This is a genomic window from Rhodococcus sp. ZPP (assembly GCF_017656075.1).
GTDB lineage: Bacteria > Actinomycetota > Actinomycetes > Mycobacteriales > Mycobacteriaceae > Rhodococcus_F > Rhodococcus_F oxybenzonivorans.
The window spans coordinates 3,263,822-3,289,232 of record NZ_CP058638.1; the positions used below are offsets into that span (position 1 = coordinate 3,263,822).

Genomic DNA, 25,411 nt, shown 5'->3' on the forward strand with positions numbered 1-25,411 from the left:
GACCGTCCGGCCCTGGCGTGTGCCGTGTGCCAGGGCCATTCGGTCGGTGAGGCGGTCCCCACGGGTGAACCTCCGCTCAGTTCAGGGTTGCGGTGGTCAGGCCGAACCCGGCGATGAGTTCCCGGATGGGTCGGTAGTAGCTGTACTGGACTGTGTAGCTGCCGGCGGCCCCGAGTGCGGCGTATCCGGCGATCCAGGTACGGACTTCGTGCGAAGAGTTGCCGGCGATCTTGGTCATCTCGTCGGGTTTCCAGGCATCGATGGGTGAGAGGTCGCCGGAGGCGAGGATGCGCATCAGTTCCCGGTCCCAGTCCGGGGCGAGGTCCTGGATGACGGCCGTGCCTGCCGCGAAGTCGCGCGCCGCGTCGATCACTCGCTGCTGGCGTGCAGCCCTCGCTTCCGGCGTGATCGGGCCGCCCTGCCCGAGCAGCGCGCGGCGCTGCTCGGGAGTGGCCGTCGCCAGGCGGGGAACCGGCGGGTCGTGGGAGAGGCCACCGGATGCGATGAGAAGGACCTTCTTGTCCAGACCGGACAGGAACCCGCCGATGGCTTCGCCGAGCATCCGCACACGCTTGACCGGGGTGAACGGCGGCGCAACGGAATTGAGGAAGACCGGGACGACGGGTTTGGCCGCGATGTCCCCGTAGATTACTTCCATCGGCTGCACCGCACCGTGATCCACCTGCATATCGAGGGACACCGCCAGGTCGATGCCCTGCTCGATGACGTACTCGGCGAGGCCGCGGGCGATCTCCTCGGGCACGTCGAGGCGACCGGCCTGGCTGCCGTAGTCGCCGATACTCTCGGCCGCATAGCCGATGCAGAACGCCGGCATCAGGGTGTAGAAGAAGCCGTTGTAGTGGTCGGGGGCGAGGTTGACGATGATGTCTGGGTCGTAGTCGCGGACGAACGCGCGGGCCTGCTCGAATGCCGTGTTGAGTTCCGTCGTCACGTCGGCAGGCAGTTCGGCGTGCTCGAGCAGGGGGCTGTGGCTCATCGCGAGCAGCGCGAGGGACATCGCTACTCCTGTCCGGCGGTGATGCGGGTTTCGCCGGATGCAGCGTTGTCGCGACCGAGCAGGAAATCGAGATGAATCCGGTTGAAGGTGGCGGCGTCCTCGTACTGCGGCCAGTGCCCGCAGTTTTCGATCACGGCGAGCCGGGCATTGGGGATCAGCGAGGCGATGCGCTTGCCCTCGTCGACCGGACCGGAGGGGTCTTTAGTGGTCCAGACGACGAGTGCCTCGGCCTGGATGGAACGCAGGTCGTCGTCGGTGATCATGTTGCGTTTGCGGGTTTCCGGGTCCTGCAGGGCCATGTTCATCTTGCAGGCCTCGAGCCAGTCCGGCTGCTGGAAGATGGCCTGCCGGGTGCGGATCAGGTCGTCGGTGACCATGGCCGGGTCTGCCATCAGCCACTCGAGTCGGGCCTTGACCCGTTCCCAGCTCGGGTCCTTCGCCGCTTCCATCGACAGGGTGTAGAGGCGTTCCATCACCTTCGGGTTCGCCATGGTGCCGCCCATGGTGTTCAGAACGATCCGCTCGACCCGGTCAGGGTGATCTGCCGCGAACCGCGCGGTGACCCAGCCGCCGAGTGACTCACCACTGAAGTACGCCTTTTGGGTGCCCAGAGCTTCGAGAACGTGCTGAACCTGGTCGATGTAGTGCTTGATCTCGAGGGGATGATCGGGCTTGCTGCTGTAGCCGTGGCCGATGAAGTCGATCGCCCAGACGTTGAAGTGCTCGGCATGTGCCTGCAGGTTCCGCACGTACGCCTCGGCGTGGCCGGTGATGCCGTGCAGTAGCAGGAGCGTGGGCTTGGACTCGTCACCGGCGTGCAGGTACCGGGTCCGGTACGGGCCCGCCTGCAGGAATCCCTGACTGAATTCGACCTGGTTGAGGTCGTCCCAAACGCTGGTGTATGGACGGGACATCAGTTGTTGCCTCCCTCGGCTGTGATGACATTGCTCTGCGTGCCGGCGACCGCCGACGCATCCTCGGGTGTGGCCTGAGGAACGGCGATCGGCATCGCCGCGGTGCTGTACTGCGGCGGAGTCGAGCGGCCGGAGTCGCTCGCGATGGCCGTCTCGCTGTCGGTGGACTGCTCCGCCGACCGGTCCAAGACACTGGCCAGCGCGGTTTTCAGGTGCTGGAGTGCTTCGGCGTCGTCCCAGACCGGGGCGCTGTGCCGCCAGGCGACGTAACCATCGGGGCGGACCAGAATGGCCCCTGCTTCGTGGGTTTCGCGGACCTGGCGCCAGTAACCGTAAGGGTCGATGGTCCCGCGCTCACCGACCACCACGGTGCGCAGATACGGAAGATTCAGTTTGGCGGCGGCCTGCTTCCACGCCTGGCCACCGATTCCGGTCAGAAGGGTCATCATTCCCTTCCCGCTGACGTCGAGGGTGGAGATCCGCGTGCCGTCCGCTCCGACCAGCCACGCGTGGGGCAGCTTGGCGCCGGGCCGCGTGGTCGCTTGCAGATACAGTTCTCGGTTGCGGGCCCACTCTTCGTCCCCGGCGTCGGGATCGGGTACGACCGCGTCCGACTCGTATCGCTGGTTGAGTTCGACACCCTGGGCGTTGAACTCGGTGTTCTTCAATTCCAGTGCCTCGTAGAGGCGTTCGCGTCGGGCGACACCCTCGGGTGAGGGGTCCTTCAGCTTCGACAGGCCGGCCTTGACCGGGTCGTCGCTGTCGTAGTCGAACCATTCGCGCAATCCTGCGTAGTCTTTGCGGGACTGGTTGGCGCGGGCGACAATTTGCTTGCCGACCGGTACCCGCTCGGGTGAGTAGGACTCGAGGAGTCCATCGCCGGCGTATCCCTTGACGACGAACGCGACCTTCCATGCCAGATTGAACGCGTCCTGGATCGACGTGTTCGATCCCAGGCCGCTGCTCGGTGGGTGCCGGTGGACGGCATCTCCGCCGCAGAAGACCCGGCCGGACTGGTAGTGATTTGCGTGCTGCTGATTGACGTACCAGAAGGACCGCGACACGATCTCGACCTCGAGGTTGGGGTCGCCGACCAGTGTCCGAATTTGTTCGAGGGCAACCTCGTCGGATACGTCGGGCTGGCCGTCGGCCATGTTGAAGCCCCAGCCGGCGATCCACTGGTTCCACGGCTTGATGGCCCGCAGCAGACCCATGCCGATTTCACCGAAACCGGCTTTCGAGTTGACGATCCAGTGCAGGATGCTCGGACGATGCGCGACGTACTTGCTCAGATCGGCGTTGAAGAGGATGTAGGCAGTACCCGCCCGGGCGAGTTCGCCTTCGAAGGGCAACCCGATCTCATCGGCAATCTTCGAACGTGCGCCGTCGAAGCCCAGCAGGTACCGGGCACGCTGCTCGAAGACGTTCCCGGAGCGGACGTCACGGAGTCGGACGGTCACGCCGTCCTCGTCCTGGACGTGGTCAATGTATTCGGTATGGAAGCCGATGATCGCGCCGCGTTCGGCGGCGTTCTTGATCAGCACCGGCTCCATCAGCGGCTGCGGGATGTCCAGCATCGAGCACGGGCTGCCGGTCAGGTAGTCGCCGTAGCGCAGGTCACCGGTTCCCCAGGTCTGGAGTCGGACGATTTCTTCGCCAGCCAGGCTCGTGGTGAACAGCGTGTCCCCCATCTGGTCCCACGGAGTCGCGTATCGCCGTGCTTCCTCCTCCACGCCCAGGTCTCGGAGAACCTCCGCGGCGCGCTGGTTGGTGATGTGTGCCCGGGGGGAGTTCGCCACCCAGGGAAACATCGAGACAGCGTGGACTCGGATTCCGTACGTGGCCAGAGCAAGGGCGGCTGTGCCGCCGGCGGGCCCGAGCCCGACGATCACGACGTCGGTGTCGTAGCCGCTGCCGTCGTCGGGGAACGGCACGAACGCCGGGGCAGGCAAGGCTGAAGTTTCCATGGCACCTTCTCAGACTCTGTGTGGACCCAGGGCACGTTGGCCGTCGTGGGTGATCGGTATCACTACAACTAGCATGCCAGTTTGTCGCCTGTAAAGGAAGTCCTGCGACACGGAAATCGCGAAATGAATCGGAAAGACGCAGGCAGCACGCCGATTTGAAACCGAAACTCGCAAACAACGTGCGACCTGGATCACAGCGGTGACGGGCTATTAGAACTCTAGAAGTGCAGTGCGTGGTGTAGCGAGGCCTGCAACGTGGCGCATCGGCGGTCGGATGACCGCTAGGCCCCGGCATCGACGACTCGGCGCTGAACTGGTTCCCCCCGACCAGCGAACTGCTCCACGTCCAGCCCTGCCCTATCCAGGTTCCCCAACCTTCGAAGCCACTGCGAAGTGGCATTTGCGGTCCGAGTACGCGTCGACACCTGCGCAGAGGCAGCACCGCGCGTGGGGGATAAAACAGCCAAGCTGATTCGCGCTCACGCCGGACTTGCCGCCGCACTCGGTGCCCGATCATTGGCGGAGACGACGTGCCTCCGTCCTCCGGGACTACGCGGAGAGTTCTGCGGGCATCATCGAGTGTCGGCAACAAGCTGCGTCCGCCGAGAAAGCATCACACCGATACCGTCTGCAGCTGTACGGACCGAGCTGGTGTGGTTGTCGGGCCGGAAGCGATGAGAGGGTCCGGTCACGCTGACCGCGGCGACCACGTTCTCGCTCTCGCGGACAGGGGCGGCCACGCACACGATTCCGGTGGCGGATTCCTCGTATTCGTACGCCACGCCCTCGGCGGCGATGCGGTCGAGCTGGGTACGCAACGGTCCGGGCAGAATGATGGTCCGCGGGGTGTACCGGGGCAGTGGAGCGGAAAGCACCTGCTCTCGGAGGGCACTGTCGGCGTGGGCGAGCAGTACCTTGCCGATCGCGGTGCAGTGCACCGGCATCCGGCCTCCGATCCTCGACGGCGCGCTGGCTTGCCGATGCCCGCCGATCTTGGACAGGTACACGACGTCCGTCCCGTTGAGGACCCCCAGGTGCACCGTCTCGTGGGTGCGCACATAGAGGTCTTCCATGAAGGGGATCGCCACCTCGAGCAGGCTGCGCTCGACCGACGCCCGCATGCCCAACTCGAACAGCGAGCCGCCCAGCCGGTAGCCGATGCCGGTGCGGTCAAGCATTCGCACCGCCACCATGTCGGAGAGGACTCGGTGCAGCGTGCCCTTCGGGATGGATGTCCGCCGCGCCAACTCGGCCAGCGACAGGGTCGAGTCGTCGATGGTGAACGCATGCAGCACCATCATGATCTTGCCCAGCACCGTCGTAGGGTCGAACTCCTGATCGGACACTGCCGATTCACCTCCGCTGCCACCGGCGACGTCGTCCACGATACCGGCCGCATTCGACTCAGTGGAACGCAATGCTTGGCAGACCATCTCCCGGCGGCAACAGTGGAACCACAGTCCATTCCCCCACGATCGCATCGGGAAATCAGATGAGCACACCCCAGGGCACCAGCCTGCCCCCCGCGGCGCGAGCCTCCGCCGAGGCGGTCGCCGCGGCCGCGAAGCGGCTGAGTATCGCCGCCGCAACTTCCGCGCCGTGCCCGCCGGTCCGCGACCTGATCGGTACCGACGACACCGCAGCCGCGTACGCCGTCCAGGAACAGATCATCGCCGACCGGCTCGCCGCCGGTGCGAGTGTGGTGGGCCGCAAGATCGGCCTGACCTCGCCGGCGGTCCAGCAGCAGCTCGGTGTCGACCAACCGGACTTCGGGGTGCTGTTCGACGACATGCGGTGCGCCGAGAGCACACCGATTCCGTTGTCTCGTCTGCTGCAGCCGAAGGTGGAGGCGGAGATCGCGTTCGTCCTCGACCGCGATCTGGTGGACGGGCCACTGGACGACGCCCAGATCCGCGCCGCCGTCGACTACGCGGTGGCCGCCCTCGAGATCGTCGACAGCCGAATCGCCGGGTGGGATATCACCTTCGGCGACACCGTCGCCGACAACGGGTCGAGCGGACTGTTCGTCCTCGGCGCCGATCGTCGCACCCTCGACTCCTTCGACCCGGTCGCCGCGCAGATGCAGATGTCCATCGACGACACCGAGGTATCGACCGGAACCGGCGCCGCCTGCCTCGGTGACCCGTTACGAGCGCTGGCCTGGCTCGCGCGCACCGCACGAGAGTTCGGCCAACCACTGCTCGCCGGCCAGGTGATCTTGTCCGGCGCCCTTGGACCGATGGCCGTCATCGACACCGCCGGCACCGTCCGCGCCGACATCACCGGTCTCGGATCGGTCACCGCAACCTTCACCCAGGAGTGAGCACCATGAGCGAGAACACCCGTAAGGTCACCGTCGCAGTGATCGGATCCGGCAACATAGGGACCGACCTGATGATCAAAGTGATCCGCCACTCCGACGTCCTGCAGATGGGCGCGATGGTCGGTATCGACCCCGACTCCGACGGCCTCGCCCGCGCCCGCCGACTCGGCGTCCCCACCACCTCAGATGGCGTCCAAGGCCTCCTGGAGCTGCCGAACTTCGACGACATCGACGTAATCTTCGACGCCACCTCCGCCAAGGCACACGCCGCCAACGCCGCCCTGCTCGAACCCCTCGGCAAACGGCTGATCGACCTCACCCCGGCCGCTCTCGGACCCTTCGTGGTGCCGGCGGTCAACCTCGACGAACACCGGGACGCCACCAACGTCAACATGGTCACCTGCGGCGGTCAGGCCACCATCCCGATCGTCGCCGCCGTCTCCCGCGTGACCCCGGTCGCCTACGCCGAGATCGTCGCCTCCATCGCCTCGAAGTCCGCCGGACCGGGCACCCGCGCGAACATCGACGAGTTCACCGAAACCACCTCCCACGCCATCGAAACCGTCGGCGGCGCCGCCCGCGGCAAGGCCATCATCATCCTCAACCCGGCCGACCCGCCGCTGATCATGCGCGATACCGTCCTGTGCCTGATCTCCGCCCCCGACCCGGCCACCCACGACGCGGTCCGCGACTCGATCCAGACGATGGTCGACCACGTCGCGACCTACGTGCCCGGCTACCGACTCAAGCAACAGGTCCAGATCACCCCGGTCCCCGGCGGCCAACCCGTGCACACCCTGCTCGCCTCCGGGGACACGGCGGCACCCACCCACCAGGTGACGGTGTTCCTCGAAGTCGAAGGCGCCGCCCATTACCTGCCGGCCTACGCCGGAAATCTCGACATCATGACCTCGGCCGCAGTGCGCTACGCCGAGTCCGTCGCCGACACGATCGCCGCCCCGACCGCGGCACAGGGAGCCACCCGATGACCACACAGCTGTTCATCCAAGACGTCACCCTCCGCGACGGCATGCACGCCGTCCGCCACCGCATCACCCCCGACGACGTCGGCAAGATCGTGGCCGCGCTCGACGCCGCCGGTGTCGACGGCATCGAGGTCGCCCACGGCGACGGACTCGCCGGCGGATCGCTGAACTACGGTCCCGGCAGCAACACCGACTGGGAATGGATCGAAGCCGCCGCCGCCAACCTCACCCACGCCCGGCTGACCACCCTGCTGCTGCCCGGCATCGGCACCATCGCCGAACTCGAACACGCCTACCAACTGGGCGTGCGGTCCGTGCGGGTGGCCACTCATTGCACCGAAGCCGACGTCGCCGCCCAGCACATCGGCAAAGCCCGTGAGCTCGGCATGGACGTCTCCGGCTTCCTCATGATGAGCCACATGACCACCGCACCCGAGCTCGCCGCCCAGGCCAAACTCATGGAGTCCTACGGCGCGCACTGCGTCTACGTCACCGACTCCGGCGGCCGGTTGACCATGGACGGCGTCCGCGACCGGGTCCGCGCCTACCGGGACGTGCTCGACGCGACCACCGAGATCGGCATCCACGCCCACGAAAACCTGTCGCTGGCGGTCGCCAACTCCGTTGTTGCCGTCGAAGAGGGCGCCAACCGGGTCGACGCCTCACTGGCCGGGCACGGCGCCGGCGCCGGCAACTGCCCGATCGAACCATTCATAGCGGTCGCGGACCTGCAGGGTTGGAAGCACAACAGCGACCTGTTCGCCCTCCAGGACGCCGCCGACGACCTCGTCCGGCCGCTCCAGGACCGGCCCGTGCGCGTCGACCGGGAAACCCTCACCCTCGGCTACGCCGGCGTGTACTCGTCCTTCCTCCGGCACGCCGAAGCCGCATCCCAGCGGTACGGCATCGACGTGCGCACCATCCTCCTCGAGGTCGGCCGCCGCGGCCTCGTCGGCGGACAGGAAGACCTCATCGTCGACATCGCCCTCGACCTGCTCGCCACCAATTCTGAGCCGGCAAAGAGCTGAGACCGGCCGCGGCGGTGACGAAAAGGTCGCCGTCGCGGCACCACGATAGGCAAGGTGAGGATTGCCGATGTCCGTAACAGCGCATATATCGCGGCGAGGTTGAAAGCCGCTTAGGCGGTGTCGAGCGAGCAGCCGATCGCGAAGCGCGGATGTCGACGATAGGTAGGTTGGAAAGCTCGGCGTAGTGCAAAACCACCCCGGCTCACATAAACGTCGCCAGCGGCACAATTCCGTAAGACGGCATCGAGACCAGCACGCTGCGGCTCGCGCGCAGGTCCCGAGCTCGCACAGGCGAGAATCCGCGCGCGTTTTGATCGCAGATCGATCTTCCCGACTTATCCTGCGCAGAATCGAGTTCCGTCTTCGTACCAGGCGGGGGAAGAACGTCAGCGCGCGGTGGCGCGAACATCGATCGAACCGGTATCGGCCCGAACGTTTTGCTCAGCGGTGAGACCAGCCTGGAGGATCACCTGGAGAGATGTCTCGTAGTGCTCGCGCAGCCTGTCCTGAGCCATCTCTACATCGCCTGCAAGGCATGCATCCAGGATCGCCCGATGTTCATCATCCACGGATCTACTACTGGCGCCGGTCGATGGGGCAGCCCATCTTCGGTACAACTCGGTCGTATCGAAAAGCGCCTCAGTCGCGTCGACAAGCATCTGAATGCCACACGCATCGACAAGCTTGACGTGAAAATTGCGGTGTGCCGTGGACCAGGCTTCGGTTGTGTGCGCGGGATCCTCGGCGGAACGCCTCGGCGTGCGTACAAGCACATGGAAGGCGCTCATGATGTCGGTCTCCCACGGCACGCCGCCGCGCTCGATCGCGAGCCGAAGAGCAAGGGTGTCGTTATGGGAACGGACCAATGTGAGGTCCTGCAGCTCTAGGAGCGAAAGGCTCATGACAAAGAAGCCCTGATTGGGCTTTGCCGTCACAAGGCGCTCCTGCCCCAATCGAGCGAGCGACTCGCGGATCACCGTCGTGCTCGTGCCGTAGTTGCGTGCCAAAGCAGCGGGTTGAAGTCGAGACCCGGGCGGCCAGACTCCCGCCAGAATATCGCGACGCAACAGCCCCCGAACATGCTCCGTCAGAGTCTGCGCTTCTCCTCGCTGGGCCATGCACAAAGCATAACCTAGGGCAGAAAATATTCTGTATTGACGAATCTACTCTTCGGCGAATATTGTTACCGCCATCACAGGGCCCCTGTTTGATTTGTTTGCCCTGGTCACGACCCGAAAGGCGCCCTTGTGACAGTCGACCAAACCGCGGTCATACTCGTGCACCTGCAACCGGACATCGTCGAAGCGGACGGCGCTTTTGGCGGCGTCTTTGCTGCTGAAGCCGCGCGTTGCCGGATTATCGAGAGCACGAATGATTTCGCACGCGCGGCGAGGGCTGCGGGCGTGACCGTTGTGTTCCTTCGTATCGCATTCGCCGAAGATTCGTCCGATCTCGAGGCGAACATGCCGCTGCTTCAGCTGGTCACCGACATGGGTGCGCTCAAGGACGGTACCGCCGCCGCCGACATCGTTTCGTCAATCGCGATTGACGAAAGCGACATCGTCCTCACTCACGTGCGCCCGGGTCCGTTCACCGGATCGGCGTTGCACGAGGAACTGACACAGCGAGGGATCACGTCTGTCGCAGTAGCAGGCGTCGCGACCAATGCCTCGGTGGAGGCCACGGTACGGCAGGCAGCCGATCTCGGATATCACTGCACGGTGCTGGGCGACCTCTGTTCGGCGGCCGATCCCGCCGCACACGAGGCAAGCCTCGCATCCATGGCGCTATTTGCCACTGTCAGCGAATCATCGCGATTCCTCGAGGCACTCGCACCGGCGTGATGCCTCGCGGCATTACCCCTGCGGCCCAACCACATACATCAAGTAACCGATCACAAGAACAGGGAATGGCATGACAATGATGCGCGCAGCACGCCTTCACGAAATTGGCCACAATTTCACCATCGACGAGGTGGAGCGTCCCTCGCCCGGGCCGCGCGACGTTGTGGTCGCAGTAAAGGCCTGCAACATGATTCCCAACTTGAAGAACGTCATATCGGTCTACCCGGAAAAGAATCCTTTCCTCCCGCTTCCCGAACTCCCGGCCATCTTCGGCCTCGGCGCCGCGGGGGTTGTGGCTGAGGTCGGTTCGCAGGTGGGGAATGTCCAGGTGGGAGATCGCGTCTATGTGAATCCCGGTCGGCATTCGGGCGATTCGCATGCCTCCCGAATCGGCGAACCTGTAAACGACCCGGCCTTCACCTTCCAGGGGTACTTCGGCTTCGGACCGGGGTCTGCACGGCTCTTCCGCGACTACCCGCACGGAGGCTTGTGCGAGTACATGAAGGCTCCCGCCGATGGACTGATTGTTCTCCCGGCGAACGTCACATTCGAACAAGCCAGCCGTTTTGGGTATCTGGGCACAGCATATGCGGGCCTGCGCAAGGCCGGCGTGCGTGCCGGGCAGACCGTTCTCATCAACGGGGCAACTGGAACGCTGGGCGTCAGCACGGTGCTCAACGCCTTAGCCATGGGTGCGACGCGAATCCTTGCGTTGGGGCGCAAGACCGAACTGCTCGAACGCCTGCGGCAGCTTGATCCCGACCGTGTGCGCGTCATGCGCGTAGGCGACCACGACGTCCAGGACTGGGCGCGGGAAGAAACTGATGGCCTGGGTCCGCATGTGTTCGTCGACGCCGTCTCGGCTACATCGCCCGCGCAGCTCACTCTCGACTGTCTCGACTCGTTGCGCCGTGGTGGCCGAATGGTGAGTATCGGAGCGATGGAGGCACCCCTACCGCTCGAAATGTATCGATTGATGACAGCGAACATCACCATCATCGGTTCCCTCTGGTTCGACGTTTCCGATGGAGAAGACATGGCCGCTATGGCGAGTGCGGGGACTCTTGACTTGACAGCCTTCGACCAAACCGTCTTCCCCCTCGAGAAAGCCAACGATGCACTGGAGGAGGCAGCCCTACGCACCGGCGGATTCGCAAACGTTGTGGTGAGTCCCGGAATCTGACACAACGAAAGCCCACAGCAGACAACGAACTCTAGACGAATCGGCGTCCCGGTGGCGTTCTGTCGACAACCATGGAACCCCGCCGGCCGGTTCGATGCGGAGGGCGTAGAAAACCGCCGAAGCCTGCCTCCGCGATCACTCGGTGGCCGATATCGATGTGAGTCGCCACCGAAATGTCAGTGGTGGTTCGTCACGGCGATGTCAGTAGTCCAGTTCGCGAGTGGATCGGGGGGCGGAAGGGCAGTCCGCAGGCTATTCGCGACCCTGACAGGTCCCGGAGTTCACCCAGCTCAGCACCGAACGACTGACATCTGATGACGAAACGTGCTGACATGGAGTTACGTGTCCTTTGCCGTTCGATCTGAGGCACGGCAGGGTCGCTGACCAGCGGTGCCTCAACAATGTGGCAAAGCGGCGCCGTGGCTTTCCGCCACATTGTTGAGGCATAAGGGCGTCGAGCATGCGGGGTTGTGGGCGAGAACGTGCAGGTAGAGCGATTGCCGGCCTCGTCTTCGTGGCAGAAACCTTGCACTTGCCTTGGGTGTTGTGGCAATGCCTCAGATCCGATGGCACAGGACATTACGAGTTCGCAGGTCGAGCATCTGTCATTCCGACGACGAATCACAACAACAACAGGACTCCCGACCCTTTCCGTGGCATCGCTCCGTGTCACTCATGGTTTGTGCGCACTAGGTCGCGATAATTTCAGTTATCGCAGCTATCCTCCGAAACTGCGAGGTCACCGCGTTTTTGCTCTGCAGAGTGTCTGTGCGGCCAGTTAACTGCGTCAGTGACGATCGAACCGGTGAACGAGGCCGTGAACGGCCCCGGTAGCAGCACCCGCGCGCAGAATGCTGCCCGGACACCTCGAAGTATCCGGTCGGCAACCACGACGAAGTGGTCCGATGAGCCGATGAGGAGAGGTCACGACCTGACCCCGGTACTCATCTGCGATCTGCGTGTGGCGTGGGAGTGCGGTGCGATGAGGGTGTCCCGATCGGCACAATCGCAGGCAGGAAGGTCAGTGGCTTCTGCAGCACACCACCGAGCCCCGTCTCCCGCCGCGGTTTCGACCTCCCGGGAGCGGTCCCGGTTGATGGCGCTTTGTTACCTGTGTGACTGATGCGCGCTCGAGTCGCCGTAACCCCGACAATGGCCCGCATCGTTACCCGCCACAACCGAACACCCCGACCGGGCACCGCGTCCGGTCACCGGGAATGGCCCCGACCCCGCGCCGGAACCTCCACTACAACGGTGAGGACACCGATCCTACAACCACCGATTTTCTACAGCGGAGTACCGAAACAGATGCACATAGGAATCGCGCCGCCCATCGTCGTCCAGCATCCCGCCGTCGTAGCGGAGTGGGAGGCCGGCGCCGGGATCGAGGAATTGACCCGGATAGCCGAGACGGCGGACCGCCTCGGCTATCACCACCTCACCTGCAGCGAGCACGTGGCCGTGCCCACCGATGTTGCGGCCGAGCGAGGCGCCACGTACTGGGACCCGCTCGCCACTCTCGGCTTTCTCGCCGCGCGGACGAGCGGCATCCGGCTCGCCACACAGGTCCTCGTGCTCGGGTATCACCATCCGCTGGAGATCGCCAAGCGCTACGGCACGCTCGACGCCGTCAGCGGGGGCCGCCTGGTTCTCGGTCTCGGCGTTGGCAGCCTGCGTGAGGAGTTCGCCCTGCTCGGCGCCCACTTCGAGGACCGCGGACCCCGCGCCGACGATGCCCTCGCCGCCCTGCGTGCGTCGCTGTCCCGTTCCCGGCCGGAGTATCACGGCGCCTTCTACGATTTCGAAAACGTAGTCGTGGAACCGCACGCCGTGCAACCACGGGTCCCCCTGTGGGTGGGCGGGCGCACGCTCCGCTCTCTGCGGCGCGCGGTCGCCTTCGGTGACGGCTGGGTCCCGTTCGGTCTCTCGCTCGACGAACTGTGCGCACTCCTCGGCAAGGTCGAACTACCCGGCGGCTTCGAGGTGATTCTGAGCGCGGGGGCACCACTCGACCCGATCGGTAACCCCGACACCGTGCGCCGCGCCCTCGAACGACGCCGCGATGCCGGCACCACGATCGTCAGTGCGACCCTCGCCTCCACCGGGGCCGGACATTACTGCGAGCAACTGGACGCCCTCCGGCAGCTCGGCGACGAGCTCGGCCTCACTTTCCGAAGCGCTTCCTCCGAAGACAGGACACATCCGTGACCGATACCGAAAAACAACTTCTTCAGTCTCTCCTCGGGCGGGTCGCCGTGCTCGAGGACAAGCTCGCGATCCTCGAATTGATGACCGCCTACGGTCCCGCCATCGACAGCGGCTCGGCCGAGGCGGTGGCCCGGCTGTGGACCGAGGACGGTGTGTACGACGTAGACACCGGCGTGCTGCGCGGACACGCAGCCATCACTGCGATGGTGCAGTCGCAGGCACACCAGGGCTGGATCGGCGGCGGTTGCGCGCACATGCTCGAGCCCGGACACATCCGGGTCGATGGGGACACCGCGGTGGCGACCTGCAAGTCGCAGTTGATCATTCGCGACGAAGACGGATTCCGTGTACACCGGATCACGGCCAACCGCTGGGAGCTCGCCAAGATCGACGGCGTGTGGAAGGTGACCCGCCGGACCAATCGGCTCCTCGACGGCCGTGAGGAGGCACGGGCCCTTCTCGCCGCCGGCGTCCTCAGCTGATCCAGACGACAGCGGGGCCCGCACATAGTGCGGGCCCCGCTGTCGGTGGCAGGGTCAGGCCACCATCTCGGACTTCGGTACCGCGACGTCGGTGGGACGGTCGATCCTGTTGCGGGTCAGCAGGAGTCCCATGACTCCGGCGAGCACACCCGCGACGGCGAGGGTGAAGAAGGCGTACACGAAGCCCTGCTCCGGGAAGTGCGAGGCACGACCCACGAGCATCACTCCGGGGATCGCGAGGATGGTGATCATCACCTGGCTGCCGATCGCGCTGCCCAGCGAACCGGACAGGTTGAGCATCCCGCCGGCGATACCCTGGGTCTCGGCGGGCACCGTGCGCATGATCAGGTTGGGGAGCGTCGCCGACGCGGAGCCCAGTCCGAGTCCGATGACCAACTGCCCGAACATCAGCTGAAGCGTCGAATCATGCAGCGTCGCAAGTAGGAATGAGCCTAGGGCGAGCGCAAATCCGCCGAACACCAGAACCGGAGCCGGGCCGATGCGACGCGTGAAATACCCGCCCACCGGTCCCGCGATCATCGACACCACGCCGGTGGGCACCGTGTAAATCGCGACGGCAAGTGCGGTCGCGCCGAATCCGTACCCCAGACCGAGGTCGGGGTCGGTCATCACGAACATCGGGATCAGCATCGAATGGCTGACCAGGACGAACTGGACGAAACCGCTGGCGGCCAGCGTCTTCGCGACGGGCGGGTGCCGCAGCATCTGCAGATCGATGAGCGGCTCCTTCGGGGTGCGCTCGTAGACCAGCCAACCGGCCAGGACGGCGAGGCCACCGCCGAGGAAGAGCAGCGTCTGCGGCGAGGTGTATCCCCAGGTGGACGCCTTACCGATGCCGAACAGCAGCAGGAACGCCCCGGCTCCGAGAATGAGCGCCCCGAGCACGTCCAGCTTGGAGCGCGTCCGCAGCGTGGTCTCGGGAACGAAGATTGCGACCGCAATTCCCACCACGGCCACGTGGAGCAGCTGCGCCCAGAACACTCCCGTGTAACCGAAGTGATCGATGAGGTAGCCGCCAATGATGGGTCCGAGGATGGTGCTGGCACCCATTCCCGTAGCGATGAAGCCGACCGCCACGGGAATGATTGCGGGCGGCAGAATGTCGCGGATCAAGCCATAGGCCAGGACGAGAATGGCCATACCCGCACCCTGGAGCCCACGGCCGACCAGGAAGAGCTCGAAGTTCGGAGCCAGAGCGCCCAACAACGACCCGGCACCGAATACCGCGGCCGACACGAGCATCATCCGCTTCTTGCCGTAGATGTCACCGAGCTTGCCGACGAGCGGGGTGGACGCGGCGAGCATGAGCGTGACGATGGTGATCACCCAGCCGACGTTCGCAGTCCCGAAGTGCTTCGAGATCTCGGGCAGTGCCGGGGTGACGAAGTTGTAGGCGAGGGGGATGACTTCGACCAGGAGAATGATCAAGGCCAGCAGGGCGTACGACTTCCCGCGCGAGAGCGGTGCGCGCTCCGCCTCGCCTGGGGACAGGGGAATGTGGTTCATATGAGGCTCCGGTGTTTCGAGAGGATCAGCACGCTCAACCTGGCATGCGCGCCAGTGACCTCGACCACAATTCCCACTGAGCGAGACCTCGCGGAAAATAGAAATCATTCTTGTCAGAGTTTTGCTTCGATTAGTGACTTGCGGTGCTCCCGTACGCTAGAACTAGAATGAAATCTAATTTTCTACTGGAGGAGTACGCATGACGGAATCGCTGAACCTGGCTGGGCGCACTGCCGTCGTCACCGGCGCCGGTGCGGGACTCGGCCGCGCCGAAGCCCTCGCCCTCGCCGCGGCCGGGGCCGCCGTCGTCGTCAACGACATGGGCGACAATGCACGCACCGTGGCGGACGAAATCACGGCCGCCGGAGGACAGGCGACGGCGGTCACGGGCGACGTCTCCGACTGGTCGCTGGGCGAACGCCTCGTCCAGGAAGCAGTCAGCACTTTCGGATCTATGGACATCCTCGTCAACAACGCCGGGATCCTTCGCGACAAGATGATCTTCAACCTGTCCGAATCCGACTGGGACGACGTCATTCGCGTTCACCTCAAAGGCCATGCCGCCACGTCGCGCGCGGCCTCGGTGCACTGGCGCGAGGCGAGCAAAGCCGCGGGAGGGCCCGTGTACGGACGGGTGATCAACACGTCGTCCGAGGCCTTCCTCTTCGGTTCGGCCGGCCAACCCAACTATTCGGCGGCCAAGGCCGGAATTACCGCGCTCACACTGTCGACGGCGCAGGGGCTCTCGCGATATGGAGTGCGCGCCAACGCCATCTGCCCGCGCGCCCGGACTGCGATGACGGCCGACGCCTTCGGGGCGAATACCGCCGCGGACGCCGGACCCGATCCCCTCTCGCCCGAACGCGTCGCCACACTCGTCCACTACCTGGCCTCCCCCGCCTCGGACGAGATCAACGGGCAGGTCTTCGTCGTCTACGGCAAGATGGTCGCATTGATGGCGGCACCCACAGTCGAGAACCGTTTCGATGCAGCGGGATCCGCGTTCTCACCCGAGGAACTCGAAGGACTTCTGACTCCCTATTTCACAGGCCGCGGACCGTACGAGAACTACGCCGCGTTCAGCGTCGCGGAACTAGAGAAGGCGGCGCTGGCCACCGCCGCGGCCGTAGGCGTCTGACCCGAACGTGCAAAGGAACATCATGAGACTGCAGGGAAAGACAGCAATCGTGACCGGCGGGGCGGGCGGGATCGGGCGAGCCATCACCCGGGTGTTCGTCCGTGAGGGCGCCAACGTTCTCTTCGTGGACATCGACGACGAACGCGGCACGGCTCTCGAGAAAGAACTCGGCGCGGCCACCCGCTTCCTGAACGTCGACATCTCCCGGCGCGAGTCCGCCGACCAGATCCGCGACGCCGCAGTCGACGCGTTCGGATCCGTGGACGTACTGGTCAACAACGCGCACGCGTCGCGCCAGGCACTGCTGGTCGACCACACCCAAGACATGTTCGACCTGTCTTTCCAGACCGGGTTCTATCCCGTGGTGCACCTGATGCAGGCCTGCTACCCGCAACTGAAGTCGGCGAAAGGTTCGGTGATCAACTTCGCGTCCGGGTCCGGGCTGGACGGCATGCCCACCCAGACGTCGTACGCCGCGGCGAAAGAAGCGATCCGGGGCGTGAGCCGCGTGGCCGCCAACGAGTGGGCGGCCGACGGGATTCGGGTGAACGTCATCTGCCCGTTCGCGGCCACCGAAGGAGTCCTCGCGTGGCAGGCCGCGTTCCCCGAACGCGCGGCGGCCTCCGTGGCGAAGGTTCCCCTACAGCGCATCGGCGATCCCGAGACGGACATCGCGCCCGTGGCGGTGTTTCTCGCTACCGACGATTCGCGGTACATGACCGGCCAGACATTGATGGCGGACGGCGGCAGCATCAAGCTGCGGTAGTGCGTCCGGACAAGGAGACAACGATGGATCGATTCGATGGCCGAGTCGCCCTGATCACCGGCGGAGCCCGCGGCCAGGGCCGTAGCCACGCGGTGGCGTTTGCCGAACGCGGCGCAGACATCGTCCTGTGCGATCGGTGCGCAGACAGCCCGGTGGTCGGCTACCCCCTCGCCACCGAGGTCGATCTCGACGAGACCGCGGAACTGGTGCGGTCGACCGGACGTCGCTGCATCACAGCGACACTGGATACCGCCGACCGAGGCGCCATGGACGCCCTCGTCACACGAGCCGAATCCGAACTGGGACGAATCGACATTGCTGTGGCGAATGCCGGCGTGTCCGTGGCCGCACCCGTCCAGTCCCTCACCCAGGAGCAGTGGTCCGAGGCCATCGGTTCCAACCTGACCGGCGTCTTCAACACCGTCGGAGCGGTGGCCCCGGGGATGATCCGCCGGGGATACGGGCGCATCGTCACCGTCTCCTCCATGCTGGGGCGGGCAGGAAATGCCAACATGGCCGCCTACGCCGCATCCAAATGGGGCGTCATCGGACTCACCAAGAGTGCGGCGCTCGACCTCGCACCACACGGGATCACCGTCAATGCGGTTGCCCCCGGCAATATCTCGACTCCCATGATCCACAATGATTCCCTGTACCGGATGATGCGGCCCGACCTCGACAATCCCGGATCCGACGACGTCGCACCGGTCTTCCGCAGCCTGCACGCCCAGCCCGTTGCGTGGCTCGACCCCGTCGAGATCACCCGCGTCGTCCTGTTCCTCACCGCCGAGGGCAGCGAACACATCAGCGGCATCGTCCTGCCCGTCGACGCCGGGAACGCAGCGCGCGTCACAGGGTGACCGCCGACGGCGCGACAGCACACACGGCACCCCGCGAGCGTAGTCAGCTCACGGGGTGCCGTATGCGGTTCGGCTGAGATTCAGGCGAGGTCGAACCGGTCGAGATTCATCACCTTGTTCCACGCAGCGACGAAGTCATGCACGAACTTCTGCTGCGCGTCGGCGGCGGCATAGACCTCGGCGAGAGCACGCAGCTGCGAGTTGGAACCGAAGACGAGGTCGACGGCGGTCGCGGTCCACTTGGTCTCACCGGTGACCCGGTCACTGCCCTCGTAGACGTTCTCGGTCGAGGCCGATCCCTTCCACTCGGTACCCATGTCGAGGAGGTTGACGAAGAAGTCGTTGGTCAACACCTCGGGCCGGTCGGTGAAGACTCCGAGCTCGGTTCGGCCGAAGTTCGCGTTCAGGGCCCGCAACCCACCGACGAGAACCGTCATCTCCGGAGCGGTCAGATTCAACATGTAAGCCCGGTCGACCAGGAGGGCCTCTGCCGGCAACTTCTCGCCCGCTCGCAGGTAGTTGCGGAACCCGTCTGCCCTCGGCTCGAGCACAGTGAACGTTTCCGCGTCGGTCTGTTCCTGCGACGCATCCGTGCGCCCGGGGGTGAACGGGACCGTGATGTCGTGGCCGGCGGCCTTGGCCGCTTTCTCCACAGCCGCGGTACCGGCCAGGACGATCAGGTCCGCGAGTGACACCTTCACCCCGCCCGACTGCGACGAGTTGAAGTCCTGCTGGATCTGCTCGAGGGTCTGCAGGATCGTGGACAACTCGGTGGGGTTGTTCACCTCCCAATTCTTCTGCGGCTCGAGCCGGATCCGCGCTCCGTTGGCGCCGCCCCGCATATCGGTGCCGCGGAAGGTGGCCGCCGACGCCCAGGCGGTGGACACCAGCTGGGAAACGGACAGCCCCGAATCGAGGATCTTGCCCTTCAGCGAAGCGATCTCGCTGTCCCCGACGAGCGGGTGATCGACCGCGGGGACCGGATCCTGCCACAGCTGCGCCTCCGGAACCCAGGGGCCGAGGTAGCGCGTGACAGGTCCCATGTCGCGGTGCAGCAACTTATACCACGCCTTGGCGAACGCCTCGGCGAACTCCTCCGGGTGATCGAGCCAACGCCGAGTGATCTTCTCGTAGGTCGGGTCCATGCGCAACGAGAGATCCGTGGTGAGCATCGTGGGGTTGCGTCCCGCCGACGAGTCGAACGGGTCGGGGATCGTGCCCGCACCCGCGCCGTCCTTGGCGGTCCACTGCCAGGCACCAGCGGGGCTCTTGGTGAGCTCCCACTCGAAGCCGTACAGCGTCTCCAGGAAGCTGTTGTCCCACTTGGTCGGGGTGGGGGTCCACACGACTTCGAGGCCGCTGGTGATCGCGTCCTTGCCGACGCCGGTGCCGAATGCGCTCTTCCAACCCAGGCCCTGCTGCTCGATCGGGGCGCCCTCCGGCTCCGGGCCGACCAGGTCGGCGTCGCCTGCGCCGTGCGTCTTACCGAAGGTGTGGCCGCCGGCAATGAGCGCGGCCGTCTCCACGTCGTTCATCGCCATGCGCGCGAACGTCTCCCGAATGTCACGGGCGGCAGCCAGCGGATCCGGCTGCCCGTTCGGTCCCTCCGGGTTCACGTAGATCAAACCCATCTGCACGGCCCCGAGCGGACCGGACAATTCACGTTCACCGCTGTAGCGCTCGTCGCCGAGCCAGGTGTCTTCCGGACCCCAGAAAATTTCTTCGGGTTCCCAGACGTCTTCGCGGCCGAAGCCGAATCCGAAAGTCTTGAACCCCATCGACTCGAGGGCACAGTTGCCGGCGAAGACGAGCAGGTCCGCCCAGGAAATCTGCTTGCCGTACTTTTGCTTGACCGGCCACAGCAACCGGCGCGCTTTGTCGAGGCTCGCGTTGTCGGGCCAGCTGTTGAGCGGGGCGAAGCGCTGGGCACCCTGCCCGCCACCGCCGCGACCGTCGGCGATGCGGTAGGTGCCGGCAGCGTGCCAGCTCATTCGGATGAAGAGCCCACCGTAGTGGCCGTAGTCGGCAGGCCACCAGTCCTGCGAGGTCGTCATCAGATCGATGACGTCTCGCTTGAGCGCCTCGACGTCGAGCTTGGCGAACTCCTCGGCGTAGTCGAAGTCGGCGCCCATCGGATTGGATTTCGACGAGTGTGCATGCAGCACTGACAGTTCCGGCTGGTTGGGCCACCAGTCGCGGTTCGTCCTCGGACGATGTTCTTTCACCGTGGGGGACGGGATTGCGGGGTTTTCACTTTCACTGGTGCTCTGAGTGTTGCCGTCATGAGCGACCGGGCAGCTATCGGACACAGCATTCCTTCCAGGAGCGAGTAGATCGGGCCGTTATCGCGGTTTTTTTCGCGAAGTATGTGATGTCGAGCAGTCGGGGCACAGACCCCAATAGATGACCTCGGCCTCCTCGACGACGAAACCTTCATCGCCGGACACAGTCAGACAGGGTGCCTCGCCGACGGCGCCGTCGACGTCGGCGATAACCCCGCACGCCCGGCACACGACGTGGTGGTGATTGTCACCGACACGCAACTCGTAGCGTGCGACGGAGCCGGACGGCTCGATCCGCCGCACCAAGCCCACGTCGGTGAGCACATGCAGAACGTCGTACACAGTTTGCCGGGAAACTCCTGGTAGGTGCGTTCGCACGGCGCCGAAAATCGTTTCCGTGTCGGCGTGCGGATGCTCGCTGACACCATCCAACACCGCCAGGCGAGGGCGAGTCACGCGTAGCTGGGCTGCACGCAACTGCACTTCGTAATCCCGCGTCGAGGGCACCTCACTACTATGACGCACTTTTCTGGAATCAGTCACGATTTTGGATAACCAGATGCACTACTTCTCCGGAACAGCGACTACTTCGCCTCGATCTCGGCCGCCGCTCGTCAATGCGCTGCGTCGAAAGCTTCCTGCACCTCTGCGGGAATGCGGCCTCGCGAGGAAATGTCGTACCCGTTCTCCGCCGCCCACTCGCGGACCGTACTCGCCTGGGCGCGGCCGCGCGGCTTCGCGCTCGAGGTGGACCGGCCCTTCCGCTCATCGACCCGGGTGGCGTGCTCGATATAGAAGTCCATGGTGCGCAGGAACTCTCTGGCGTTCTTCGTCTTCAGGTCGATCTCGTAGGCGACGCCGTTGACCGAGAAGGTGATGTGCTCGCCCTTCCCGACCTCGATCAGACTCCCGTCGATGTCGTCGACCAATTCCACGACCACTTTCTTCGCCACCCTGAACTCCTTTTGATCTGGTTACAGCCCACAAGACACTACTGCCCACACGCCGTTTCCCGGCCCGGCTTCGTCCCGGTTCGAGGAATTGGTCCCCCGCGTATCTCCCGGCTGAGGGCGTGGCAGGCACAGGGCGGGGGTCGACGGGATCTTCAGGAGACTCACCCCCTGTGCCGGAGCGACGGAAAGAATAGAACCTGTGTCAACTCTATCGTCTCGCGCGCCGTTCGCTGTAGCATTCGGGAATGAGCCGAGTGGGTAGCTACAGCGACGATGACCTGGCCGGTTGGTTGTCGGCTTCACCGGAGCTGGGTAAGGCACTGGGCGGCTTCACCGATGCCGTATACAACCGGAACCGGTTACCGTTGCGCGTACGGGAGATTGCACGGATGGCGATTGCCGTGGCGAACGAGTGCGCGGTGTGCCGCGGGGCCCGGGACGGCGGTGGGCCGGACGCCGGTATCGACGAGCACTTCTACGATCACGTCCTCGAGTGGGAGTCGTGGCCGGGATACGGCGAGCGGGAGCGGACGGCGGCCGAGTTCGCCTACCGATTCGCCACCGACCACACCGCGCTACGCGAAGACGAGGATTTCTGGCAGCGATGTCATGCACACTTCTCCGACGAACTTCTCACCGACCTCGCCTTGTCGTGCGCGCTGTGGTTGGGAACCGGCCGCGTGCTGCGCGTGCTCGACATAGGTCAGAGCTGCCGGCTCACGCTCTGATCTGTCAATTCCATTCATGCTGGGGCAGAACGTCGTTCATTATCCGCTGCAGTGCGGGGTTGCGGTTGTCCGCGCGCCAGGCGGCGTTCATCTGCACCGGCCGATCCCGCACCGAAGTGACCGGCCGGAACACCACACCCTCGGGATGCATTGTCTGCGCAGATTCCGGCACCAGCGCCATCCCCAGACCGGAACGCACGAGGACGAGCATCGTATGAACCTGCGTCACATACTGCACGTACCGCGGCGACGCTCCGACGATGGTGAAGGTGCTGATCAGCAATTCGTGAAAATACCGCGCATCGACGGGTGAATACATGACCACGGGTTGATCGTCGAAGTCCTCCACGGTCAGGTGGTCCTGCTCGGCCAGCGGGTGTCCCTGCGGGAGCGCGGCGACGAGGTTCTCGTGGTGAATGGGCCGGGTGTCTATTCCGGGCCGCGTGAGAATGGGCCGGATCAGTCCGAGGTCCAATTCACCGCTGGTGAGAGCATCGATCTGCACCGATGTCACCATTTCACGGAGATCGATCTTCACATCGGGAAGAGTGTCGCGGGCTGCCTCGAGCAGTCGCGGTAGTACCGCGTGGGCCGAGGCGCCGGTGAACCCGACGACCACAGTTCCCAGATCACCCGCGGGTACTCGCCGCACCGTCAGTACCGCGGTCTCCGACAGCGAGAGGATGCGGCGCGCGTCGGGCAGGAACGCCGTTCCCGCAGCGGTCAGCGTGACCGATCGACTGGTGCGGTCGATCAGCTGCACGCCCAGTTCACTTTCGAGCTGCTGAATCTGGCGGCTCAGCGGAGGCTGAGTCATGTGGAGTCGCTCCGCGGCCCGCCCGAAATGCAACTCCTCCGCGACCGCGATGAAGCACGACAGCCGCGCAAGGGAAAACATCGACCTACTCCTCTGCCGTCGAGCCGGGGCGCTCGTCCGAACAATGTAGCGGACCTGCGCACGCGCACCCCGGATCGACGGCCACCCGGTTCACCAGCGTGGGCAGGTGTTCTCGAAAGCCGGATCGATCGACTGCATGTATCCCGTGTCGTCGCGGTCGCGGACCCCGCAGTCGAGGTACTGCTCGTGCAGCGCGCCGAGCGCGTCCTCGTCGATCTCGACGCCCAATCCCGGCGTCGTCGGCACCGCGACCGCGCCGTCGACGAACGTCAGCACGCCGGGCTTGACCACGTCCTCCGTCTTCCACGGCCAATGCGTGTCGCAGGCGTACGTGAGGTTCGGCGTGGCGCCTGCGAGGTGCACCATCGCGGCCAGGCTGATGCCTAGGTGCGAGTTCGAATGCATCGACAGTCCCAGGCCGAAGTTGTCGCAGATGCCGGCGAGCAACCGCGACCGCTGGAGGCCACCCCAGTAATGATGGTCCGACAACACGACCTGAACGGAGTCTTTCAGCACAGCAGGTTTGAGCTGATCGAATGCGACGACGCACATGTTCGTGGCCAACGGCATCTTCGCCTCACGCGCGACCTCGGCCATGCCGTCGAGTCCGGGCGTCGGGTCCTCGAGGTATTCGACGATGCCGTCGAGTTCCGACGCGACCCGGATCGAGGTGTCGACGGTCCACGCGGCGTTGGGGTCGAGCCGTAGCGGCAGGTCGGGGAACGCGGCGCGCAACGCCTTGATGCCGGCGATCTCCTCGTCCGGTGAGAACACGCCGCCCTTGACCTTGATCGCCTCGAAGCCGTACTCGCCGATCATCTTCTGCGCCTGACGCACCAGTCCGTCCGGGTCCAGCGCCTCACCCCACTCGTCCGGGTGGGCCCCGGGGTGCCCGACCCACTTGTAGAAGAGGTAGGCACTGAAGGGCACTGTGTCGCGCACCTTGCCACCGAGCAGATCGGACACCGGCCGGCCGAGCGCCTTGCCCTGCACGTCGAGGCAGGCCACCTCGAACGGCGAGAACACCCGATCGGTCGTACTGGCGGTGGTGATCATCCCGGCGACTCCGTCACCGCCGGTGATCGACAGCGTGGCAATCTTCGCGTCGATCACCGCCCGAATGGTGTTCAGCGAGAACACGTCGAGTCCGGTAATGAACTCCGCGGCCGCCTGGAGTCGAGCGAGGTGCGCGGTATCCGCGTAGGTCTCACCCAACCCGACGAGGCCGCTGTCCGTGTCGAGTTGGATGATCGCACGGAGCGCATACGGTTGATGCACGCCGACCGTGTTGAGTAGCGGCGGATCCACGAAGGCGACCGGTGTGATGCGGGCACCGGTGATGCGGATGGGTGGCGAGGACATCAGCGCACCGCTTGAACCGCGAGAGCGTCGGCGAGCGCTGCCCGTCCGGCAGCGGTGATCTGGGCCAGTTCCCGCTTGTGAGCCTCGCTCGGCTGCACGAGCGGCGGGCGCACCGGCCCGGCCTCGAGGCCCTCCATGGTGACGCCGAACTTGACGAGGGACACCGCATAACCCGGCACCTGATCGCGCAGGCGGACCAGAGGATGGAAGAAGCTGCGGAGCAGCGCGTCGGTGAGGTCCTCGTTGCCCGATTCGAGTGCGTCGTAGAAACCGAGAGCCAGTTCTGGTGCAAATGCGAAGGTCGCCGACGAGTACAGCGTGACACCGATGGCCCGGTACGCCTGCTGGGAGATCTCGGCCGTGGGCATGCCGTTGAAGAACAGGAACTGCTTACCCGACGGTGCGAGCGCATCCTTCACGGCGCGGACGATACGCGCGACCTTGTCCAGGTCACCGGTACCGTCCTTCAGTCCGATGACGGTGGGGAACTGGGCCACCGCGACGGCGGACGCCTCGTCGAAACGGGCGTTGCTGCGGTTGTAGACGATGAGGGGCAGGTCGGTGGTGTCGGCGACCGCGCGGGTGTAGTCCACCAACCCGGCCTGCGGCATCGTCACGAGGTAGGGCGGGAGCAACAGGATGCCGTCGGCGCCGTTGGCCTTGGCGCTCGTCGCAAATTCCTTGGCCTGCGCGATCGAGCCGCCCGCACCGGCGAACACCGGGACCCGTCCCGCGACGGCCTCGACGGCCGTGGCCACGATCCTGCCGAACTCCTCGAGTCCGAGGGCGTGGAATTCGCCGGTGCCGCAGGCGATGAAGACGCCGCCGGGTCCGGCGTCCACCCCCTTGGCGACGTGCTCGGCGAGCCGGTCGTAGTCGACGTCACCGGATTCGGTGAACGGTGTGACGGGGAAGAACAGGACTCCGTCGAGCATGGGTTTCTC

General features: G+C 65.2%; 23 protein-coding genes. 11 read left to right on the forward strand and 12 right to left on the reverse strand.

Going from position 1 to position 25,411, the window contains the following annotated elements:
* Positions 1 to 76: 76 nt before the first annotated feature.
* The 4 genes from HYG77_RS15530 to HYG77_RS15545 all read right to left on the reverse strand — a co-directional run bounded on the left by HYG77_RS15530 (position 77) and on the right by HYG77_RS15545 (position 5,245).
* Positions 77 to 1,018, reverse strand: coding sequence for a 3-carboxyethylcatechol 2,3-dioxygenase (locus HYG77_RS15530; RefSeq protein WP_208963181.1), 942 nt, complete (start codon positions 1,016 to 1,018; stop codon positions 77 to 79).
* A gap of 2 nt (positions 1,019 to 1,020) precedes the next feature.
* Positions 1,021 to 1,932 (reverse strand): alpha/beta hydrolase, encoded by a 912-nt coding sequence (locus HYG77_RS15535; protein ID WP_208963182.1) that lies wholly within the window; start codon positions 1,930 to 1,932, stop codon positions 1,021 to 1,023.
* Positions 1,932 to 3,899: an FAD-dependent monooxygenase gene (locus tag HYG77_RS15540; RefSeq protein ID WP_208963183.1), complete on the reverse strand. Its 1,968-nt coding sequence runs from the start codon at positions 3,897 to 3,899 to the stop codon at positions 1,932 to 1,934. Before HYG77_RS15540 ends, HYG77_RS15535 begins: the two co-directional genes overlap by 1 nt.
* A 572-nt stretch (positions 3,900 to 4,471) precedes the next feature.
* Positions 4,472 to 5,245 carry an IclR family transcriptional regulator gene (locus tag HYG77_RS15545; protein WP_208963184.1) on the reverse strand — a complete coding sequence of 258 codons (774 nt, stop codon included), beginning with the start codon at positions 5,243 to 5,245 and terminating at the stop codon, positions 4,472 to 4,474.
* A 146-nt stretch (positions 5,246 to 5,391) separates the two neighbouring features.
* On the opposite strand from HYG77_RS15545, the gene HYG77_RS15550 reads away from it, so the two are divergent.
* Genes HYG77_RS15550 through dmpG form a run of 3 tightly spaced genes read left to right on the forward strand, consistent with a single transcriptional unit; the run spans position 5,392 to position 8,236 of the window.
* Complete coding sequence (locus tag HYG77_RS15550) at positions 5,392 to 6,222, forward strand: fumarylacetoacetate hydrolase family protein (protein WP_208963185.1); 831 nt, start codon at positions 5,392 to 5,394, stop codon at positions 6,220 to 6,222.
* Between the two features lie 5 nt (positions 6,223 to 6,227).
* Positions 6,228 to 7,211, forward strand: a complete 984-nt coding sequence (locus HYG77_RS15555; RefSeq protein ID WP_208963186.1) for an acetaldehyde dehydrogenase (acetylating) — start codon at positions 6,228 to 6,230, stop codon at positions 7,209 to 7,211.
* Positions 7,208 to 8,236, forward strand: a complete 1,029-nt coding sequence (gene dmpG, locus HYG77_RS15560; RefSeq protein ID WP_208963187.1) for a 4-hydroxy-2-oxovalerate aldolase — start codon at positions 7,208 to 7,210, stop codon at positions 8,234 to 8,236. The genes HYG77_RS15555 and dmpG overlap by 4 nt, the downstream gene beginning before the upstream one ends.
* Before the next feature lie 386 nt (positions 8,237 to 8,622).
* On the opposite strand, the gene HYG77_RS15565 is transcribed toward dmpG, so the two are convergent.
* Positions 8,623 to 9,354 carry a GntR family transcriptional regulator gene (locus tag HYG77_RS15565; protein WP_208963188.1) on the reverse strand — a complete coding sequence of 244 codons (732 nt, stop codon included), beginning with the start codon at positions 9,352 to 9,354 and terminating at the stop codon, positions 8,623 to 8,625.
* Positions 9,355 to 9,483: 129 nt separating this feature from the next.
* Here HYG77_RS15565 and HYG77_RS15570 point away from each other — a divergent pair, with 129 nt between their 5' ends.
* The 4 genes from HYG77_RS15570 (at position 9,484) to HYG77_RS15585 (ending at position 13,953) form a co-directional block, all read left to right on the forward strand.
* Entirely contained in the window at positions 9,484 to 10,080 is a 597-nt protein-coding gene (locus HYG77_RS15570) for an isochorismatase family cysteine hydrolase (protein ID WP_208963189.1), read from the forward strand.
* 70 nt (positions 10,081 to 10,150) lie between these two features.
* Positions 10,151 to 11,263, forward strand: a complete 1,113-nt coding sequence (locus HYG77_RS15575; RefSeq protein WP_244461335.1) for a zinc-binding dehydrogenase — start codon at positions 10,151 to 10,153, stop codon at positions 11,261 to 11,263.
* Positions 11,264 to 12,571: 1,308 nt separating this feature from the next.
* Positions 12,572 to 13,471, forward strand: a complete 900-nt coding sequence (locus tag HYG77_RS15580) for a TIGR03619 family F420-dependent LLM class oxidoreductase (RefSeq protein WP_208963190.1) — start codon at positions 12,572 to 12,574, stop codon at positions 13,469 to 13,471.
* Positions 13,468 to 13,953 carry a nuclear transport factor 2 family protein gene (locus HYG77_RS15585; protein ID WP_208963191.1) on the forward strand — a complete coding sequence of 162 codons (486 nt, stop codon included), beginning with the start codon at positions 13,468 to 13,470 and terminating at the stop codon, positions 13,951 to 13,953. Before HYG77_RS15580 ends, HYG77_RS15585 begins: the two co-directional genes overlap by 4 nt.
* Before the next feature lie 54 nt (positions 13,954 to 14,007).
* Here the strand turns inward: HYG77_RS15585 and HYG77_RS15590 are convergent, their stop codons facing one another.
* Positions 14,008 to 15,480, reverse strand: a complete 1,473-nt coding sequence (locus tag HYG77_RS15590; RefSeq protein ID WP_159918514.1) for an MFS transporter — start codon at positions 15,478 to 15,480, stop codon at positions 14,008 to 14,010.
* 199 nt (positions 15,481 to 15,679) lie between these two features.
* Here HYG77_RS15590 and HYG77_RS15595 point away from each other — a divergent pair, with 199 nt between their 5' ends.
* From HYG77_RS15595 to HYG77_RS15605, 3 genes are read left to right on the forward strand one after another with little or no spacing between them, the layout of a single operon-like run.
* On the forward strand, positions 15,680 to 16,618 hold the full coding sequence (locus HYG77_RS15595; RefSeq protein ID WP_208963192.1) for a 3-oxoacyl-ACP reductase: 939 nt from the start codon (positions 15,680 to 15,682) through the stop codon (positions 16,616 to 16,618).
* A 22-nt stretch (positions 16,619 to 16,640) separates the two neighbouring features.
* Complete coding sequence (locus HYG77_RS15600; protein WP_109325520.1) at positions 16,641 to 17,384, forward strand: SDR family oxidoreductase; 744 nt, start codon at positions 16,641 to 16,643, stop codon at positions 17,382 to 17,384.
* A 23-nt stretch (positions 17,385 to 17,407) separates the two neighbouring features.
* A complete protein-coding gene (locus HYG77_RS15605) occupies positions 17,408 to 18,244 on the forward strand; it encodes a mycofactocin-coupled SDR family oxidoreductase (protein ID WP_208963193.1) in 837 nt (278 codons plus the stop codon).
* Positions 18,245 to 18,324: 80 nt separating this feature from the next.
* Here HYG77_RS15605 and katG read toward each other — a convergent pair whose 3' ends face one another.
* The 3 genes from katG to HYG77_RS15620 form a co-directional block, all read right to left on the reverse strand.
* Positions 18,325 to 20,553, reverse strand: coding sequence for a catalase/peroxidase HPI (gene katG, locus HYG77_RS15610; protein ID WP_208963194.1), 2,229 nt, complete (start codon positions 20,551 to 20,553; stop codon positions 18,325 to 18,327).
* Positions 20,554 to 20,586: 33 nt separating this feature from the next.
* Complete coding sequence (locus tag HYG77_RS15615; RefSeq protein ID WP_208963195.1) at positions 20,587 to 21,033, reverse strand: Fur family transcriptional regulator; 447 nt, start codon at positions 21,031 to 21,033, stop codon at positions 20,587 to 20,589.
* 107 nt (positions 21,034 to 21,140) lie between these two features.
* Positions 21,141 to 21,479 (reverse strand): Lsr2 family protein, encoded by a 339-nt coding sequence (locus tag HYG77_RS15620; protein ID WP_208963196.1) that lies wholly within the window; start codon positions 21,477 to 21,479, stop codon positions 21,141 to 21,143.
* Between the two features lie 245 nt (positions 21,480 to 21,724).
* On the opposite strand from HYG77_RS15620, the gene HYG77_RS15625 reads away from it, so the two are divergent.
* The gene (locus HYG77_RS15625; RefSeq protein ID WP_109325512.1) at positions 21,725 to 22,207 is read left to right on the forward strand and encodes a carboxymuconolactone decarboxylase family protein; all 483 of its coding nucleotides are present in this window, start codon (positions 21,725 to 21,727) and stop codon (positions 22,205 to 22,207) included.
* A 4-nt stretch (positions 22,208 to 22,211) separates the two neighbouring features.
* Here the strand turns inward: HYG77_RS15625 and HYG77_RS15630 are convergent, their stop codons facing one another.
* The 3 genes from HYG77_RS15630 to HYG77_RS15640 all read right to left on the reverse strand — a co-directional run bounded on the left by HYG77_RS15630 (position 22,212) and on the right by HYG77_RS15640 (position 25,402).
* Positions 22,212 to 23,105, reverse strand: a complete 894-nt coding sequence (locus tag HYG77_RS15630; RefSeq protein ID WP_208963197.1) for a LysR substrate-binding domain-containing protein — start codon at positions 23,103 to 23,105, stop codon at positions 22,212 to 22,214.
* A gap of 90 nt (positions 23,106 to 23,195) precedes the next feature.
* Complete coding sequence (locus tag HYG77_RS15635) at positions 23,196 to 24,467, reverse strand: glucarate dehydratase family protein (protein WP_208963198.1); 1,272 nt, start codon at positions 24,465 to 24,467, stop codon at positions 23,196 to 23,198.
* Entirely contained in the window at positions 24,467 to 25,402 is a 936-nt protein-coding gene (locus HYG77_RS15640) for a 5-dehydro-4-deoxyglucarate dehydratase (protein ID WP_208963199.1), read from the reverse strand. The genes HYG77_RS15635 and HYG77_RS15640 overlap by 1 nt, the downstream gene beginning before the upstream one ends.
* Positions 25,403 to 25,411: the final 9 nt, after the last annotated feature.